General features: G+C 63.2%; 15 protein-coding genes. 14 read left to right on the plus strand and 1 reads right to left on the minus strand.

All coding sequences use genetic code 11. The features are described 5' to 3' along the window. The first annotated feature begins 60 nt into the window (after positions 1–60). The 3 genes from ACFVSI_RS02225 to ACFVSI_RS02235 all read left to right on the plus strand — a co-directional run bounded on the left by ACFVSI_RS02225 (position 61) and on the right by ACFVSI_RS02235 (position 4,670). Entirely contained in the window at positions 61–1,776 is a 1,716-nt protein-coding gene (locus tag ACFVSI_RS02225) for a thiamine pyrophosphate-binding protein (protein ID WP_387819443.1), read from the plus strand. A 94-nt stretch (positions 1,777–1,870) separates the two neighbouring features. Beyond that, complete coding sequence (locus ACFVSI_RS02230) at positions 1,871–3,163, plus strand: DUF6379 domain-containing protein (protein WP_387819445.1); 1,293 nt, start codon at positions 1,871–1,873, stop codon at positions 3,161–3,163. A gap of 25 nt (positions 3,164–3,188) precedes the next feature. Then, a complete protein-coding gene (locus tag ACFVSI_RS02235) occupies positions 3,189–4,670 on the plus strand; it encodes a DUF6379 domain-containing protein (protein WP_387819447.1) in 1,482 nt (493 codons plus the stop codon). 66 nt (positions 4,671–4,736) lie between these two features. Here ACFVSI_RS02235 and ACFVSI_RS02240 read toward each other — a convergent pair whose 3' ends face one another. Then, positions 4,737–5,678 (minus strand): LysR family transcriptional regulator, encoded by a 942-nt coding sequence (locus tag ACFVSI_RS02240; protein ID WP_387819449.1) that lies wholly within the window; start codon positions 5,676–5,678, stop codon positions 4,737–4,739. Positions 5,679–5,865: 187 nt separating this feature from the next. Between ACFVSI_RS02240 and ACFVSI_RS02245 the strand changes: the two genes are divergently transcribed. Genes ACFVSI_RS02245 through ACFVSI_RS02295 form a run of 11 tightly spaced genes read left to right on the plus strand, consistent with a single transcriptional unit; the run spans position 5,866 to position 16,361 of the window. After that, positions 5,866–7,152 carry an ABC transporter substrate-binding protein gene (locus ACFVSI_RS02245; RefSeq protein ID WP_387819451.1) on the plus strand — a complete coding sequence of 429 codons (1,287 nt, stop codon included), beginning with the start codon at positions 5,866–5,868 and terminating at the stop codon, positions 7,150–7,152. A 55-nt stretch (positions 7,153–7,207) separates the two neighbouring features. Continuing rightward, positions 7,208–8,167: a carbohydrate ABC transporter permease gene (locus tag ACFVSI_RS02250; protein ID WP_387434738.1), complete on the plus strand. Its 960-nt coding sequence runs from the start codon at positions 7,208–7,210 to the stop codon at positions 8,165–8,167. 2 nt (positions 8,168–8,169) lie between these two features. Next, positions 8,170–9,006, plus strand: coding sequence for a carbohydrate ABC transporter permease (locus ACFVSI_RS02255; protein ID WP_387819452.1), 837 nt, complete (start codon positions 8,170–8,172; stop codon positions 9,004–9,006). A gap of 44 nt (positions 9,007–9,050) precedes the next feature. Then, positions 9,051–9,827 (plus strand): TIM barrel protein, encoded by a 777-nt coding sequence (locus ACFVSI_RS02260; protein WP_387819454.1) that lies wholly within the window; start codon positions 9,051–9,053, stop codon positions 9,825–9,827. After that, positions 9,824–11,386, plus strand: a complete 1,563-nt coding sequence (locus tag ACFVSI_RS02265) for a GMC oxidoreductase (RefSeq protein ID WP_387819456.1) — start codon at positions 9,824–9,826, stop codon at positions 11,384–11,386. Before ACFVSI_RS02260 ends, ACFVSI_RS02265 begins: the two co-directional genes overlap by 4 nt. 49 nt (positions 11,387–11,435) lie before the next feature. Further along, positions 11,436–11,828, plus strand: coding sequence for a DUF6379 domain-containing protein (locus ACFVSI_RS02270; RefSeq protein WP_387819457.1), 393 nt, complete (start codon positions 11,436–11,438; stop codon positions 11,826–11,828). Continuing rightward, entirely contained in the window at positions 11,828–12,931 is a 1,104-nt protein-coding gene (locus tag ACFVSI_RS02275) for a sugar phosphate isomerase/epimerase family protein (protein WP_387819458.1), read from the plus strand. Before ACFVSI_RS02270 ends, ACFVSI_RS02275 begins: the two co-directional genes overlap by 1 nt. A gap of 18 nt (positions 12,932–12,949) precedes the next feature. Next, positions 12,950–13,990, plus strand: a complete 1,041-nt coding sequence (locus ACFVSI_RS02280; protein WP_387819460.1) for a sugar phosphate isomerase/epimerase family protein — start codon at positions 12,950–12,952, stop codon at positions 13,988–13,990. Positions 13,991–14,002: 12 nt separating this feature from the next. Next, positions 14,003–14,773: a nuclear transport factor 2 family protein gene (locus ACFVSI_RS02285; RefSeq protein WP_387819462.1), complete on the plus strand. Its 771-nt coding sequence runs from the start codon at positions 14,003–14,005 to the stop codon at positions 14,771–14,773. Positions 14,774–14,781: 8 nt separating this feature from the next. Continuing rightward, positions 14,782–15,180, plus strand: coding sequence for a DUF6379 domain-containing protein (locus ACFVSI_RS02290; RefSeq protein WP_387819463.1), 399 nt, complete (start codon positions 14,782–14,784; stop codon positions 15,178–15,180). A 17-nt stretch (positions 15,181–15,197) separates the two neighbouring features. Further along, complete coding sequence (locus ACFVSI_RS02295; protein WP_387819720.1) at positions 15,198–16,361, plus strand: Gfo/Idh/MocA family protein; 1,164 nt, start codon at positions 15,198–15,200, stop codon at positions 16,359–16,361. Positions 16,362–16,374: the final 13 nt, after the last annotated feature.

Consider the following 16,374-nt stretch of genomic DNA (forward strand, 5'->3'; position numbering starts at 1 on the left):
ATCAAGCGGGACACCGGACTCTCCGACGCGCTTGACCACGCATTTCAAGGAGACAAAACCATGACAATAACAGCCAACTGGGCCGCTGAGGCCGGGCAATCCATCTCCGCCACCACACGTGCCGAACCCCGGAATGTCAGCGAGCTGGTCGGTTTCACCCTTGCCCGACTGGGGGTCGGCCATGTTTTTGGCGTCGTCGGAAGCGGAAATTTCGCAGTGACAAATGCCTTGAGGGCTGCGGGGGTTCCCTACACCGCAGCCCGCCATGAGGGAGGGGCGGCCACCATGGCCGATGCTTACGGGCGGATGTCAGGAAAGGTGGGTGTCGTCTCCACGCATCAAGGCTGCGGGCTGAGCAACGCTATCACTGGGATCGGGGAGGCAGCCAAGAGCCGGACAGCCATGATCGTGGTCACGGCTGACACCGCTGCGTCCGCTGTTCGTTCCAATTTCAGGATTGACCAGGACGGACTTGCCCGGAGTGTAGGGGCAGTGGCAGAACGCGTGCACTCGGTTGACAGTGCAGTTGCCGATACGGTTCGCGCTTACCGAAAGGCAGTCAATGAACGGAGGACAGTAGTCTTGTCGCTGCCCACGGACATTCAAGCTGCTGCGGTTTCAGGCGTTGTCATTCCGCGCGAGCAGCTCCCTCCTGCGCAAAAGGTCGTGGCCTCGGACGGGGCTGTTGGGCAGCTGGCTGAACTCATTCGCAGCGCGCGGCGCCCGGTTTTCGTTGTCGGCCGGGGTGGCCGGGGCGCGCGTGCCGAAGTCAGTGCTCTCGCAGAGGCGAGCGGAGCGCTGTTGGCGACCTCCGCCGTCGCCCACGGTCTGTTCCACGGCGAGCCTTACAGTCTAGGGATCTCCGGCGGTTTTTCCTCGCCGTTCACGGCACGGACCATTGCGGATGCCGATTTGATCGTAGCTTGGGGCTGTGCTTTGAATATGTGGACCATGCGTCATGGCTCGTTGATCGGCCCGGGCGCGAAGGTTGTGCAGGTGGACCTGGAGGACTCCGCCCTGGGCGCCAACCGTGCAATCGACCTGGGAGTTCTTGGCGACGTTGCGGAGACGGCCAAGGCAGTCGTCGGCCGACTTCACGACATGGGTCATTCGGTGACGGGGCTGCGTACCGGCGTCATGGCTCAGCAGATCGCCGCGCACGCCCGCTGGAACTCCGAGGTCACCGAAGACCTTTCCACGGAAGACTCCATCGACCCCAGGGTTCTCAGTCGTGAATTGGACAGGATCCTTCCTGCCCAGAGGATCGTCGCCGTCGATTCCGGTAATTTCATGGGTTACCCCAGCGCCTACCTGTCCGTTCCGGACGAATTCGGATTCTGTTTCACCCAGGCCTTCCAGGCAATCGGGCTGGGGCTTTACACCGCGATCGGGGCAGCAAAAGCGAGGCCGGACAGATTGCCGGTGCTCGGGGCCGGCGATGGTGGATTCCTCATGAGCATTTCCGAACTGGAGACCGTCGTCCGCGAGCGGATTCCCTTGGTGGCCATCGTGTACAACGACTCGAGCTATGGGGCTGAAGTGCATCACTTCGATGCCAGTGACAAGGATTTGGAAGTGGTCAAGTTCCCGATGACCGACATTGCGGCCATTGCGCGCGGCTACGGGGCGTCGGCCGTCACAGTCCGCAGCGTCGCGGACCTGGAAGCCGTGAAGTCGTGGCTGGACGGCCCGCGTACGAATCCCTTGGTAATCGACGCCCGGATTGCTTCTGACGGGGGATCATGGTGGCTGGCAGAAGCCTTTAAGGGGCACTGAGCCCAGCCCCTAATGCATCATTAGCTCTATCTTTCGTTGAAATCGAACATAAGTGGGCTATGCTCTAACTACCCACTTCAACGAAAGAGCAAAGATGCTGCTTGAACGAGACCTCATCCAAGCCACCGGTTTCCGCAATGTCCGGGACGGAAACCGGGTCACAGGCTTCCAATTCCGGGTTCGGATGCCGTCCTATCGAGGCATGGCAGGGTCATTAATCGACGGAATTGCCGTCCGGGTAGGCAACCTCGTCGACGTTGCGGCCGACGTGCCGTCCTGGACGCTCCAAGGCAAGACGTTCACGTTGCAGGAACTCTGGGCCAGCGAAGGCGTTCGTTGGCAACTGGGCGAGGCGGCCACCGTGACGGTGCCCCTGGAAGGTGGGTTGCCGCAGGGCGCCCACGAACTCCAGATCGAGTTGAAGCTGCGCATGTCCTACATCCCTGTGGAGCACCAGCCGTCCACCTACAAGGAGTCCCGGTGGATCACGTTGGGTCCTGAGGGCGGGGACGGCGTGTTCCGCTACGGCGTTTCCCTCTACAGCTTCATGCACGACTTCGGTACCGTCCTGGACCTGGAGACCGCTTTGGCGGCGGTTGCGGACACCGGCGCCACCGGCGTCGAAATCCTCGGTGAAGGCCACGTACCGGGCTATCCGGAACCCACTACGGATTGGATCGACCGGTGGTTCGGTCTGCTTGAGAAGTATTCCTTGGAGCCCACGAACTATGGCTCCTGGATCGATACCCGGCTCCGGCCCGGCAAGAGCATGACCGCACAGGAGGGTGCCTCCGCCCTGCAGCGGGACCTCAGGCTGGCCAATCGCTTGGGCTTCGGCCTCGTACGGCCCAAGATCGGCGTCGTTTCCAGCGACCTCGTGCCTGACCCCATCTGGACCGAATCCGTGGAGCGTTCCCTGGACCTCGCCCACGAGCTGGGTGTGGTGATCTGCCCCGAAATCCATTCGCCGACTCCCATCAAACACCCCGTGGTGGATGACTACATCAACCTCATTGAGCGCACCGGAACCAAGAACTTCGGGCTGCTGATCGATACGGGGATCTTCCAGGACCGGCCTATTCCGCTCCGCGCCGGCGAGACGAGGGAAACGCGGCCGGCCTTCCTGGATGGCATTGGCGTGGACCCCGCCGATTTCGCCGAGGTTGCGAAGTACGTGGTGTTCGTCCAGGCCAAGTTCCATGACATCGATGAACAGTTGGAAGACCAGCAAATTCCGTGGAAGCCGGTGCTCAAAGCACTGAAGGACGCCGGATACGACGGCTACCTCTCCAGTGAATACGAAGGTGAACGCACGCCTTGGCGCTCTATTGAACAGGTGCGTCGCCAACATTCGCTGATCCGCAAGATCACCTCCGAGCTCACCTGACCACCCTCACAGTTAGAGAAGAACAATGCCCAACGGACTGATTCACGAAGACAGCCTCCGCGCACATCCGGACGGATTGGCGGTATCGCTGACCCTGCCTTGGTACCGGAGCCTGTGGTTGTCCTCCGTGTCCACCCTGAAACTCACAGTGGACGGCGAGGAGGTCGCCCAAGAAGACCTGTCACTGGAGTTCGGTGGCGCCAAGTACTACCTGCCCGAGCTGCCCGAGCAGGCTGAGACGCTCTGGTTCCTGCAGGAACACCCCTTGCTGGTCGCCCGACGATCCGAACCCGTAAAGCCGGGCGAGCAGCACTCAGTCCAGATCGTCGGCGAACTTCGCCTGCCCTACATGCAGATCGCCCCCGGCCAGGACGGTGGGCCGGGGATGTACGTGCCCAATTTCGTTAACCAAAGCCTCGAACTGACGGTGGTGGAGTCGGAGGCGCCAGCCCCGCAAACCACGACGGCGGTCACGCCGGCGCCGCCGAAGGCGGAGGACGACCCGTTCCACCTTGGGCTGACGCTCTACTCCGCCAGCGCGGAATTCCGGGCCGGTTGGTACGACTTCGACGGACTGCTGAACCGGGTGGCGGAGCTGGGCATCGGCCCAGGCATCGAGATTGTCGCCTCACAGGTGTTGCCCACGTACCCGGTGGTCGGCGATGACTTCGCAGCATCCTGGCAGGCCGCGTTCGACAAGCATGGTTTTGTCGCCAGTTCCTTTGGGGCGAACCTGGACATGGGTCGGCGGCGCGACAGGGACATGACCCCGGATGAGGAGTACGACTTCACCGAGACGCTCTTTCACGGGGCAAAGAAGCTCGGCTTCCCGCTGGTGAGGATTCAAAGTGCCAAGCCGGCCTTGCTGCGGCGGCTCCTCCCGTTGGCGGAAGAGCTGGAACTCAAGCTCGCCTATGAAATCCACGCGCCCTTGGGCCCGAATTCGGCCGAGATCATGAAAGTCCGGGACGTCTATGCCGAACTGGACTCGCCCCTCCTGGGCTTCGTCGCTGACTTCTCTTCCACCATGCACGGCATGTCACCCACGTTGTTGCGGGCAGTCTCGCGGGCGGGCCTGGACAGCGAGGCGTTGGAACGCCTGCAAGCCATCTGGTCCACGGAGGCCACCATGCGGGAGCGCCAAGAGGAGTTCATCGGCTACCTCCGCAGCAGGGACTTCGACCCCGCAAGGCTGGGCTCGTTCGCGCATCTTGCTTTCAACATGCACGGGCATGTCAATCCCCGCGACTGGGCAGACATCATGCCGCAGATCATGCACGTTCACGCGAAGTTCTACGACATCGATGAGCACGGGAACGAGCCTGCCATCGACTACCCCGAACTGGTCCGGGTCTTCGTGGACGGCGGCTACCGTGGCTACTGGTCGAGCGAGTGGGAAGGGCACGCCTTTGCCGAACTGGGCGAAGTGGACCCCCTGTTGCTGGTCCGGAAGCAGCACGACCTGATCAGGCGCAGCATGCGCGCGGCTGTAGCCGCCGCCCTCTGACGCTGCGCCACAACACAAGGGCCTGGCCGGAACTCCGGCCAGGCCCTTTGCGGTGTTGGGGTGCTATCAGTTGTTGGATTCTGTCCCGGCTGCCACGATGGCAGCTGCCTCTTCGAACAGCCCGCGCATCCAAATGTGCTCAGAGTCCGCATTGTGCACCGGGTGCCACCACAGGGCGTTGACCAGGGGCGTTGCTGGAAATGGCAGACGCAGCGTGCGGACGCCCCCGAGCTTCCGGGCAATGGGAGCCAAAGCTGCCTGGATCAGGCCGATCCGGTTGGTCCCGGCGATGAAGTGGGGGAGTGCCTGGAAGCTCTCCACCACAACCTCCACGCGTGGCTCGATTCCCAGCTGCTGGATCTGCCGTTCGGCCGAGGTGAAGGCTGAGCGGGACTGGTAGGTCATGACCCAAGGCAGCTGGGCAATGTTGTCCATGGATACTTCATCGCCCACGTCCTGATTGCCGTCCGACACGACGGCCAGCCAGTCGTCCCGCCAGAGATCGACGAACGGCAGTCCCGTCAGGATGCCGTGGGGGATCACCATGCCGTCAGCTGCGCGGAGCCGGTTGGCTGCGTCTTCGACGACCACAGGGTTGTGAAGCATGAACCGGAAGCGGACGCCCGGTGCGCGCTCGGCAGCCAATTCCGACACCACCCGGCCAACGGTGGTGAAGCCGTAGTCAGAGCCGTAGATGGAGAACTCACGGGCCGATTCGTTCGGCTCCCAGCTGGCCTGGCTTTCGAAGACGCGACGGGCAGCGTCCAAAGCCAAGGTCGTGTGTTCAGCCAGCCGCAAGGCAAACGGCGTGAGCTCGTAGGTGTTGCCGCGCCTGGCCAGAATGGGGTCGCCGAAGTGGTTCCTTAACCTCGCCAAGGAGGCGCTCAACGCAGGTTGACTCAAGTGCAGCCGCTCGGCCGCGCGTGTCACGCTGCGCTCTGTAATGAGCGCATCCAGGGACGTCAGCAAGTTGAGGTCGAGCCTGGAGAGCAGGGCGTGGTCCGTCACTACTGACATCCTTCCATAGGGAAAATTGGCCGCATTCAGAGCGTACTTAAACCAGTCTATCCACGAGCGGTCAGACTTATGTGCGGTATCCGAAATACTTATGTGTCTTTCTGGCAAATGCCATGCATACTGGTGAGTGACCGGGGTCACGGTACCCCGCCAGACAAAGAAGTCAGAAAGGCTGACCATGACACAGCACCGCTTCCGGGGACTGAAGTTCAGCGTCCTCGCTATCCCAACCGCTGCTGCACTCGCACTGACAGGCTGCTCGGGCGCGACCAACGCCGGCAGCAACGGTGGCTCCAAGGAATTCTCCCTGACGTTCGCCACCTCCAACACCATAGAAAGCCCCTTCCAAAAGCTGGGCGAGCAGTACATGGCCTCCCACCCCGACGTGAAGATCACGTTCAACGCGCAGCCCAACGATTCCTACGACCAGACGGTGCGCACGCAGTTGCAGGCCGGCAACGCGTCCGACGTCATCGTCACCTCGCCGGGTTCCGGAACCGGCCGAAGCATTCTCCCGCTGGTCGAGGCCAACTTCCTCGAACCCCTGGACGACTCCGCGAAGAATCTCGTGCCTGTCGGCAGCGAAGCGCTGTTCGGCAAGGACGGCAAGGTGTACGGCCAGGCTGCCGAGATGACCGTGGTTGGCCTGGTGGTCAACGAAACCGCAGCGAAGGCCTCCGGCGTCTCCGATTTCCCCGCCGACTTCGCTGGTCTTGAGAAGCAGTGCTCCGCCCTCGGCTCCGCGAACAAGTCATTCTTCGCCTTGGCTGGCTCCGCCGCACCCAACACGGGGCTCATGGCGATGTCCCTGGCCGCCTCCCGTGTGTACGCCGAAGACCCCAAGTGGAACGAGAAGCGCGCCGGCAACCAGACCAAGTTCGCTGACTCCCAAGGCTGGAAAGACTCCCTCGAAGCAGTCAAGAAGCTGAACGACGCCGGTTGCTTCCAGAAGGGTGCCGCAGGTGCGGGCTTCGATGCCATCACCAAGGGCCTCGCCAGCGGCACGTCCATGGCCGGCTTCATGCCCGCGCCGTCATGGAAGCAGCTCAAGACTGCGGCTGCCGCTTCCGACTTCGCAGTCCGTGCCCTTCCTTCTGAGCAAAGCGGAGACAAGGGCTTCGTCTACGCCAGCGCCAACTATTCCTTCTCCATCAACGCCGCGTCCAAGAACAAGGACGCCGCAAAGGCCTTCCTCGACTGGGCCGCTGAGCCTGAGCAGACCAAGGCGTTCGCCGAGATCGACGGCGCCCTCCCGGTCAGCGGGCTGGACAGCTATGACTACGCCTCCGGCGCCTACAAGAACGTCGGGGACCTCATCAAGGATGGCAAGTACGGTCCGCTTCCCAACAGCCAGTGGCCCAACTCCGCCGTCTACGACGCCCTCGCCACGGGAGTCCAGGGACTGTTGACCGGCCAGAAGTCCGTTGACCAGGTCCTTCAGGCCATGGATTCGGCCTGGGGATAAGCCGGCTTCCCACCACCACCGTTCGCTCTACTCCAAGGGATAAGCAAGGATTACCATGACTGCGACGATGCAATCCAAGACCGAAGCAGCTGACGCTTCCCGGCGAGGCAGGCGCACTCCGGGAACGGTCCGAAAGGTCCGTTCCCGGGGCGGGTCCCTGCAGTTCGGACACTGGTGGTGGGCCCTTCCGGGCATTGCCCTGGTGATCGCCATCCACTACGTGGCAACCGGCATCGGTGGGTTCTTCGCCTTCACCAACTGGACCGGAATAGGTGCCTTCAAGGTAGTGGGACTGGCCAACTTCGAGGCCATCTTCAAGGATCCCACCAAGCTCGGGGCCCTGATGAACACGTTGTTCCTCGCCTTCTCCTCGGTGTTCATCGGCAACGTTGCTGGCCTGTTCATCGCGCTGGGCCTGAACCGCGTGCTGAAGACGCGCTACATCCTGCGGACTCTGTTCTTCATGCCCGTGGTGCTGAGCCCGTTGGCAACCGCGTACATCTGGAAGTACATCTTTGACTTCGATGGCCCCATCAACGTGTTCCTCCGGTCCATCGGAGCCGAAGACCTTGCCAAGCCGTGGCTCGCCGATCCGCAGTGGGCCATCTGGACAGTCCTGGTGGTCCTGGTCTGGGGCAGCACAGGCTTCGCGATGGTGATTTTCATGGCAGGCCTGGCCAGCGTTCCCGTGGAAATCGAGGAAGCCGCAGCAATCGATGGCGCCAACCTGTGGCAGCGCTTCTGGAATGTCACGCTTCCGGCGATCCGCCCGGCCGTCGCCATCGCCACCACGCTGGGAATCGTCCAGGGCCTCCGTGTCTTCGACCCCATCATGGCCCTCACCGGCGGTGGCCCGGCAGGGGCAACCGAAACCCTGGCCACCCAGGTCTACAAGCAGGCCTTTGCCCTGGGGAACTTCGGCGGCGGCGCTGCCTTGGCTCTGGTGCTGGCCGTCATCATCCTGTTCTTCGCCGTCATCCAGCAGCGGCTGACCCGCTCGAACCCCGAGGACTGACCATGTTCCGTTACACGAAACTCACCCTTCTCCGCGAAGTCGGACTGTGGGCGCTGGCTCTCCTCTTCCTTTCTCCCTTCTATTTCCTGGTCACCACGGCACTGAAGTCCAGCAGCGAAATTTACACGACGTCGCCGCTGGCACCGCCGTCGAGCCCTGATTTCAGCAACTTCACCGCGGTCCTGACCGCCACCGGCAACTCCAATGTGGTGCTTGGCCTGGTGAACAGCCTGATCATCACGGCCGGCAGCATCGTGGGCCTCATTGCCCTGGGCTCCATCACGGGCTACGTGATTTCGCGGCACACCCGCCGCTGGAGCAAATTGGCCTACTATCTCTTCCTCGTCGCCATCATCTTGCCTGGACAGTTGGGAGCCGTTCCGCTGTACATGGGTGCGCGCAGCCTGGGCCTGACCGGCTCGGCTTGGGGATTGATCGTCCTGTACACCGGGATGCTGCTGCCGCTCTCGATCTTCCTGTACTCCAACTTCTTCCGCGGGCTGGGAACGGACTACGAGGAAGCGGCCACCATTGACGGTGCCACTAAGACGCAGATCTTCTCAAAGGTGGTCTTCCCCATGATGGCCCCGGCCACGGGAACGGTGACGATCTTTGCCGGCCTGATCGTGTGGAACGACTTCTTCACGTCGCTCATCTTCCTGGGTGGCTCCAGCAACCAGACGCTTCCCGTGGCCATGTACTACTTCATCGGTTCCCTGGTCTCCCAGTGGAACTCCATCTTCGCGATCGTGATCGTGTCCATGATTCCGATTCTCGCCCTGTTCCTCTTCGCCCAGAAGCGCTTCATCCAAGGCTTCTCCGGCGGCCTCAAGGGCTAGACCCAGCTCATTCAACAAACCCATCGACTTTCCAGGAGACAGCCATGTTCCAACTTGCGCCTAATATTGACCTTTTGTTCTCTGAAGCTGGCGAAAGTGCCGCTGACCGTGTCCGGGCCGCGGCGGCCGCCGGTTTTGACGCCGCCGAAATGTGGGGGCCAACAGGCAAGGACATCCCGGCACTCAAGGCAGCCCTTGAGGAGACGGGCGTCCAGCTCACGGCGCAGCTCGCCGAACCGCGGATGCAGTTCATGATTCCGCCCAAGAATCACGAACCCTTCTATGAGGGGCTCGACGCCGGAGTGAAGGTGGCCCAGGAACTGGGCTGCCCGCGTATCGTCGTGGGCAGTGGCACGGGCTTCGGCGGCCGGAAGCGCCAGGACCAGCTGGATGAACTCATCGAGATCTTCACCAGGGGCATCAACCACATCCACGGCTCGGGAATCACCCTGGTCCTGGAACCGGTCAACATCCGCGTCGACCACCCCGGTGCCTTGCTGGACCGCACCTCCGAGGCCGTCTACATTGCCCGCGGCGTGGACTCGCCTGATTTCGGCATCCTGTACGACCTTTACCACTCCACCGTGGAGGGCGAGGACGTGGCTGCCGAACTGGCCAACGCCGGCAGCCTGGTCAAGTACGTCCAGATCGCCGACGCACCTGGCCGCGGCGAGCCGGGTTCGGGATCTATCGATTGGGCGGCGCGCCTCAACGACCTGCAGGCCAGCGGTTATACCGGCCCTGTGGGCCTTGAGTACTACCCGACCATCGAGTCTGCCAAGTCGGTGCGGCGCATCCAGGAACTGGTGGCCTCCCGGTGAGCCAGCGGTCCTATCCTTTCTCTGTTGATGTCGCCATCGTGGGAAGTGGTCCCACGGCGTCGGCATACGCGCGGATCCTCAGCGAAGAAGCGCCCGGCGCCACCATCGCCATGTTCGAGGTGGGCCCCACGGTCAGCAATCCGCCGGGCGCGCACGTGAAGAATATCGCGGACGAGGAGCGCCGGACCTTGGCCCAGCGCGCTTCAGAGGGCCCGGGCGCAGGAGCAGCCACGGTCAACTCGCCCGGTGCCGTCAAGAGTGGTGAACGCAGGGCACGGCCCGGCACGTATTTGCTGGGCGAGGGCTACGCCTTCCCGGGCGAGGATGGTCTGCCGGTTGCTGCGATGTCCAGCAACGTCGGTGGAATGGGCGCACACTGGACGGCTGCGTGCCCGCGTCCCTCCGGCAAGGAGCGCATCGATTTCGTGCCGGACATGGATGCGCTGTTGACCGACGCGGAGCGCCTCCTCGGCGTGACGACGCACGCGTTCGACGGCGCCCCCTTCTCCGACATCGTCCATGACCGCCTCTCGGCCGCCGTGGACGAAGGCCGCGAAGGCGCCTTGCGGGTGCAGCCCATGCCGCTCGCTGTCCATCGCGAGCCGGACGGCCGCCTCCTGTGGTCTGGAGCCGACGTCGTGATGGGCGAGGCGACCCGGCAGAATCCGCGCTTCGAACTCTTCGACGAGTCGCTGGTCACCAAGGTGACATACGACGGCGGCACGGCCACCGGCGTCGAAGTCCAGGACCGCCGGACCGGGCGGAGTCATCGTGTCGCCGCCCGCTTTGTGGTGGTGGCCGCGGACGCGCTGCGGACACCGCAGCTGCTCTGGGCCTCGGGCATCCGACCCGAGGCCTTGGGACGCTACCTCAACGACCAGCCGCAGGTGGTTTTCGCCAGCAGGCTCGAAGGTGTCACGGCTCCTAAGCCTGTGGAGCCGCGGGCTGGCGGGGCGTTGGCCCAGCAAAGCGGTGTTGCCTGGATTCCGTACACCGATGACGTCCCGTTCCACGGCCAGATCATGCAATTGGACGCTTCCCCCGTACCACTTGCGGACGATGATCCGGTGGTGCCCGGATCGATCGTGGGGTTGGGCCTGTTCTGCGCCAAGGACCAGCAGCGCGAGGACCGCGTTGCTTTCGACGAGGACGTCCGGGATGCCTACGGCATGCCGGCCATGCGTATCCATTACAAGCTGACGGCCAAGGACCACGAGGTCATTGAACGGGCCAAGGCCGAGATCGTTCGCTTGGGCAAAGCTGTTGGCCACCCGCTTGATGAGCGTCCGTTTGTGCTTCCGCCCGGCGCGTCGTTGCACTACCAGGGCTCCACCCGTATGGGAGTTGCCGATGACGGAGAGAGCGTGTGCTCACCCGACAGTGAGGTGTGGGCAGTGGCTGGCCTGTTCGTGGCAGGAAACGGCGTCATCCCGACCCCCACAGCGTGCAACCCCACGTTGACGGCCGTTGCTTTGGCAGTGCGGGGGGCCCGAAAAATCGCTTCGGAGCTGGACAGCTCTTTACTTATGTCAGAATCAGACAATAGAATTACGAAATAAGGAAAAAGTCCCGCCGGCACTGGTGCCGCGGGCAAGACAAGGAGTCCCGATGATTGCCGACCGCATGATCGAGCAGGGAACGCTCACAACAGAAGGCGACCGGACCGCCGTCGAAGTCCGGATCCCGTGGTACCGGGCGCTCCCGGGCTCGTGCATCGCGGGCGCGTCGCTCACCATCGACGGTGTGGCTGCGCCCAAGGAGTCGCTGCGCTGGACCATGAATGAGCGCACCTTCAGTTTCGATGAGCTCGTGGAAGAGACGGGGGAGTGGTGGTACCCACTGGATTCGGCTGTCCTTTCCGGAGAGCTGCCGCTGGCCGACAAGGCGGCTGAGCACGAGGTCCGCGTAGACCTGAAGCTCTACATCCCGTACATCATTACGGACCACGGTGTCCTGCACATTGAAGAGAACTGCACCAAGACCATGAAGGTAGGACAGTGATGACCGGCCTCGGCACTCCCATCCAGGGCGTAACGCTCTACAGCTTCACCCGCGCATTCCATGGCCGGCAGTATGATCTGGACGGCCTCATCCGCAAGGTGGCCGCGGAAGGATTCGGCCCCGGACTGGAAATCATCGGCTTCTCCAGCCTTCGTGGGTTCCCGGACAAGATCGACGACTCGTTCGTCGGCCACTTCCGGGATCTCGTGGCCGAAGTGGATCTGGTGCCCACCTCCCTGGCCGTCAACGTGGATACCGGAATCCGCAGGGACCGCCTCATGAACCACGACGAACTCGTCGAGTACATGCGGACGCAGATCGAAGTGGCCTCCAGGCTCGGCTTCCCGATCGCCCGTGTCCAGATCTCCTTGACTCCGGACGCCATGGAAAGCCTCCTGCCCGTAGCCGAAAAGTACGGGGTCACCCTGGCCCTGGAGGTCCACGCAGACCAGCACGGCGCCCACGAGCGCGTCCTTGCCCTGCGCGACCGCTACGAGAAACTCAATTCGCCGCTTCTCGGGTTTACCGCCGACTGGGGCGCAACCGTCAGCGGCTTCGCGCCGTCCCTCATTGAGGCCTACCGGCGCCGGGGCGCTTCGGAGGAGCTGCTCCAGCAGGTAGTGGAACTGTGGAACGGCTTCCACGCCGAAGGGCCGCCCAACACCCAGAAAGTCCACGGCGAACGCTTCGGCGCCTTCATTGGACTCGCTGCCCGCAACGGCCGTCCGGACCTCGGCATCGACTTCGCCATCAACGGCACGGGACTCTTCGGGCCCGCACCGATCGATACTTGGCTGGAAATCATGCCATTCGTGCGCCACGTACACGGCAAGTTCTTTGGCATCGACGAGCACGGCGAAGAGCCCTCGGTCCCGGTGCGGGACCTGGTCCGCCAACTCGTGGAGAACGGCTACTCCGGTGCCATCTCCAGCGAATACGAAGGTTGGCACTGGAACAACTGGCAGGACCCCTTCGAGATCATCCGCGGGGAACAAGCGGTCCAGCGCGCTGCAGCCTCCAAGGCAGGCTCGGCCATGATCACCGATCCCGCCGAAGCCCGCCGCATCCTCAACAGCCACCTCGCCCAGCCGGTCCTCGGCTAAGAAGAAACGGATACCACCATGTCAAACGGAATCGCGGGCTCGGGCATCGAGCTTGGCATCACCCTTTACTCACTGACCTCCGAATTCGCGGCCGGTCTTTACACCCCGGAAACCCTCATCAAGGCAGTCGCCGATGAAGGCCTGGGACCCGGCGTCGAGTTCAACATCGCGCAGATGCTGCGCACGTACCCGGACGTCGACGACGACTTCGTCAAGCTCTGGCGGGACAGCATGGACCGCTACGGGCTCACTCCCAGCGCGGTAGGCACCAACCTGGACATGGGCCGCCGCAAGGAACGCGACATGACCCCGGACGAGGAATACGACTTCTTCGCCCGCCAGCTTAAGACGGCGAACACCCTGGGCTTCAACAAGATCGTGATCCGCTCCGCCGGCAAGGAACTGCTGCGCCGCCTCTTGCCGCTGGCCGAGAAGTACGACCAGAAGCTGGGCTACGAAATCCACGCTCCGCAGGGTCCGAACGACCCCAAGATCCTGCAGATCCGCGAGATGTATGAGGAGCTGGGCAGCGAACGCCTGGGCTTCACGGCAGACTTCAGCTCCACGATGCACAGCCTGTCGCCCACCTTGTACCGCACGCTGACCCAGATGGGCCTGCCGGAGGAACACTTCGCGGTCATGCAGGACATCTGGCGCAAGCCCCTGCCCATGCAGGAACGCAACCAGGAGTTCGAGGATTACCTGCGCTCCAACAACTTCGACCCCGCCAACCTCGGTCCGTTCACCCGCCTGGCATTCAACATGCACGGCCTGGTGGCTCCGGAGGAATGGCTGGACATCATGCCGCAGATATTCCACGTGCACGCGAAGTTCTACGACATTGACCAGGACGGCAATGAGCCCGCCATGGACATCCCGAGGATCGTGCGCCAGTTCGTCAAGGGTGGCTACAAGGGCTTCCTCTCCAGCGAATGGGAAGGCCACGCTTTCGCCGACCTGGGCGAGTCGGATCCGATCGAGCTGGTCAAGAAGCAGCACGCCCTGATGCGGAGCGCCATCGAAGAAGCCCGCGCCGGCGAATCCGTCGTTACGGCTTAGGGGAGGACCCACATGTCCGCAATTGACACCGATCTCGAAGCTGAGATCCAGCAGCTCCGGGCCGAGCTGAAGGAAACCCAGCGACTGGCCCGCCGTGCAAACGACCGCGGTGACATTGAAAACCTGTTCAACCGCTACATGTACCTGCACAACGCCTTCCAGGATGAGCAGATCATCCCGCTCTGGGTGAAGCCGGGCACTCCCGGAATCAGGGCCAGGTACACGAACGCCGGGCAGTACACGGACTACGACAGTGTGATCGGCTACCACCAGGGCCGGCCGACTCCCGTGGGCAAGCTGATCCTGCATTACACCACCACCCCGGTGATCGAGGTGGCGGCCGACGGCGAAACCGCCAAGGGCGTGTGGATCATGACCGGAAACGAATCCGGGTTGACCGATCCGGAAGTGGCCAGGGAAAGCCCGGACTACATGTATTCGCCCGGGGAAGTGCAGGGCAAGAAGGTGTGGGCGCACTGGGTCTGGTGCAAGTATGCCGTGGACTTCCTCCGCCAGGACGGTGAATGGAAGATCTGGAAGTTCCGCTGCTACGAACTCCTCCGGGCACCCTTCGAGGAAAACTGGATCAGCTTCGCGGAGAAGAACCAGCACGCCTTCGCCCTGGACCTCATGTACTTCGGCGACGACGGCAAACCGGTCTTCATGCCGCCCGCCGACGAGCCCGTACCGGCCGAATACCACCCCTACAGCCCGTCAACACGGCAAACCCTGGAGCCGCAGCCGCCGGTTCCCCACCAGACTTTCGTCGAGACTTTCGAGTAAGGATCATCATGGCAACGCACAACTCCCTTTTCCAGGACGCTGACGTCCGCCGGCACCCCGAAGGCATTTCCGTTTCGGTGCAGTTGCCGTGGTATCGCAGCCTGTGGCTGTCCGCCGTCGATGACGTTGCGGCCACCGTCAACGGCGTTGACATCCCCAAGTCAGCGCTTCGCTTCGAACTCCAGGGCAAGTCCTACAGCATTGCCGAACTCCCGGAGCAGTGGGAGACGCTGTGGTTCGTGGCGGACAAGCCGGACGTCATCATCCCGCTTGACCGCGTCCCCGACGCCGGTGAGGAGATCGACGTCGAGGTTGTCCTGACCCTCCGCCTGCTGTACATGCAGATCGCACCCATGCACTACGTCGGCAACCGCGTGGCCGTCGAACGCAAAGTTGTGCTGGCGTGAAAACCCTGCGCGTGGCCATGATCGGCTACGGGTTCATGGGTGCCGCCCATTCACAGGGCTGGCGCACGGCCCCGCGGGTCTTTGGCCTTCCAGCGGAGGCCGAGATGGCCGTGATCGTGGGCCGTGATGCAGCGGCTGTGAAAACAGCGGCCACCAAGTGGGGTTGGGCCGAAGCTGCCACCGATTGGCGGGAGGCTATTGCCCGCGATGACATCGACATCGTGGACATCGTGACCCCGGGTGACTCCCACGCAGAGATCGCCATCGCGGCCCTGGAGGCCGGCAAGCACGTCCTGTGTGAAAAGCCGCTGGCCAACACGGTGGCCGAAGCCGAAGCGATGGCGGCAGCCGCGGAACGGGCCGCCGAGCGTGGCATCAAGGCCATGGTCGGCTTCACCTACCGCAGGGTCCCGGCCGTGACGTTCCTGCGCCAGCTCATCGCCGAGGGCGTGGTGGGCAGGATCGCCCACGTCCGCGCGTCCTACCGCCAGGACTGGCTGGTGGACCCGGAGATGCCCTTGGCGTGGCGTCTCCAAAAGGAACACGCGGGGTCCGGTGCCTTGGGGGACATCGGAGCCCACGCGATCGACCTGGTGGAGTATGTGACCGGCATGGACGTCGAACGGGTGTCCGGAGTGTTGGACACGATCGTCAAGCAACGCCCGCTCCAGGGCAGCGGCACTGGTCTGTCGGGCAAGGCTGCGGCGGGCTACGGACAAGTGACTGTGGACGACATCGCCATCTTTACGGGTCGCTTGGCTTCGGGGGCCTTGGCATCCTTCGAGGCGTCCCGCTTTGCCACCGGCCGCAAGAATGCGCTGTCCATTGAGGTTTCCGGGGATAAGGGCGCCTTGGCGTTCGACCTGGAAGACCTCAACAGCATCCAGTTCTACGACCGCACAGCGCCGGCAGACCTCCAGGGCTTCCGCAAGATCCTGGTCACCGAACCGGTTCACCCCTATGTCTCGGCGTGGTGGCCGGCAGGCCACATGCTCGGTTACGAACACGGCTTCTCCCACCAGGTCAAGGACTTGGTGGAAGGCATCGTACGGAAGACGGACCCGCACCCCACGTTTGCCGATGGTCTCCGTGTCCAGCGCGTCCTCGAAGCGGTGGAACGCAGCTCGGAGAATGACTCGGTGTGGACGCGTGTTGCAGCGGACGTCCCGCTGAAGGCATAGAAGGAGGAACACA

Source organism: Paenarthrobacter sp. NPDC057981 (assembly GCF_042886835.1).
Classification (GTDB): domain Bacteria; phylum Actinomycetota; class Actinomycetes; order Actinomycetales; family Micrococcaceae; genus Arthrobacter.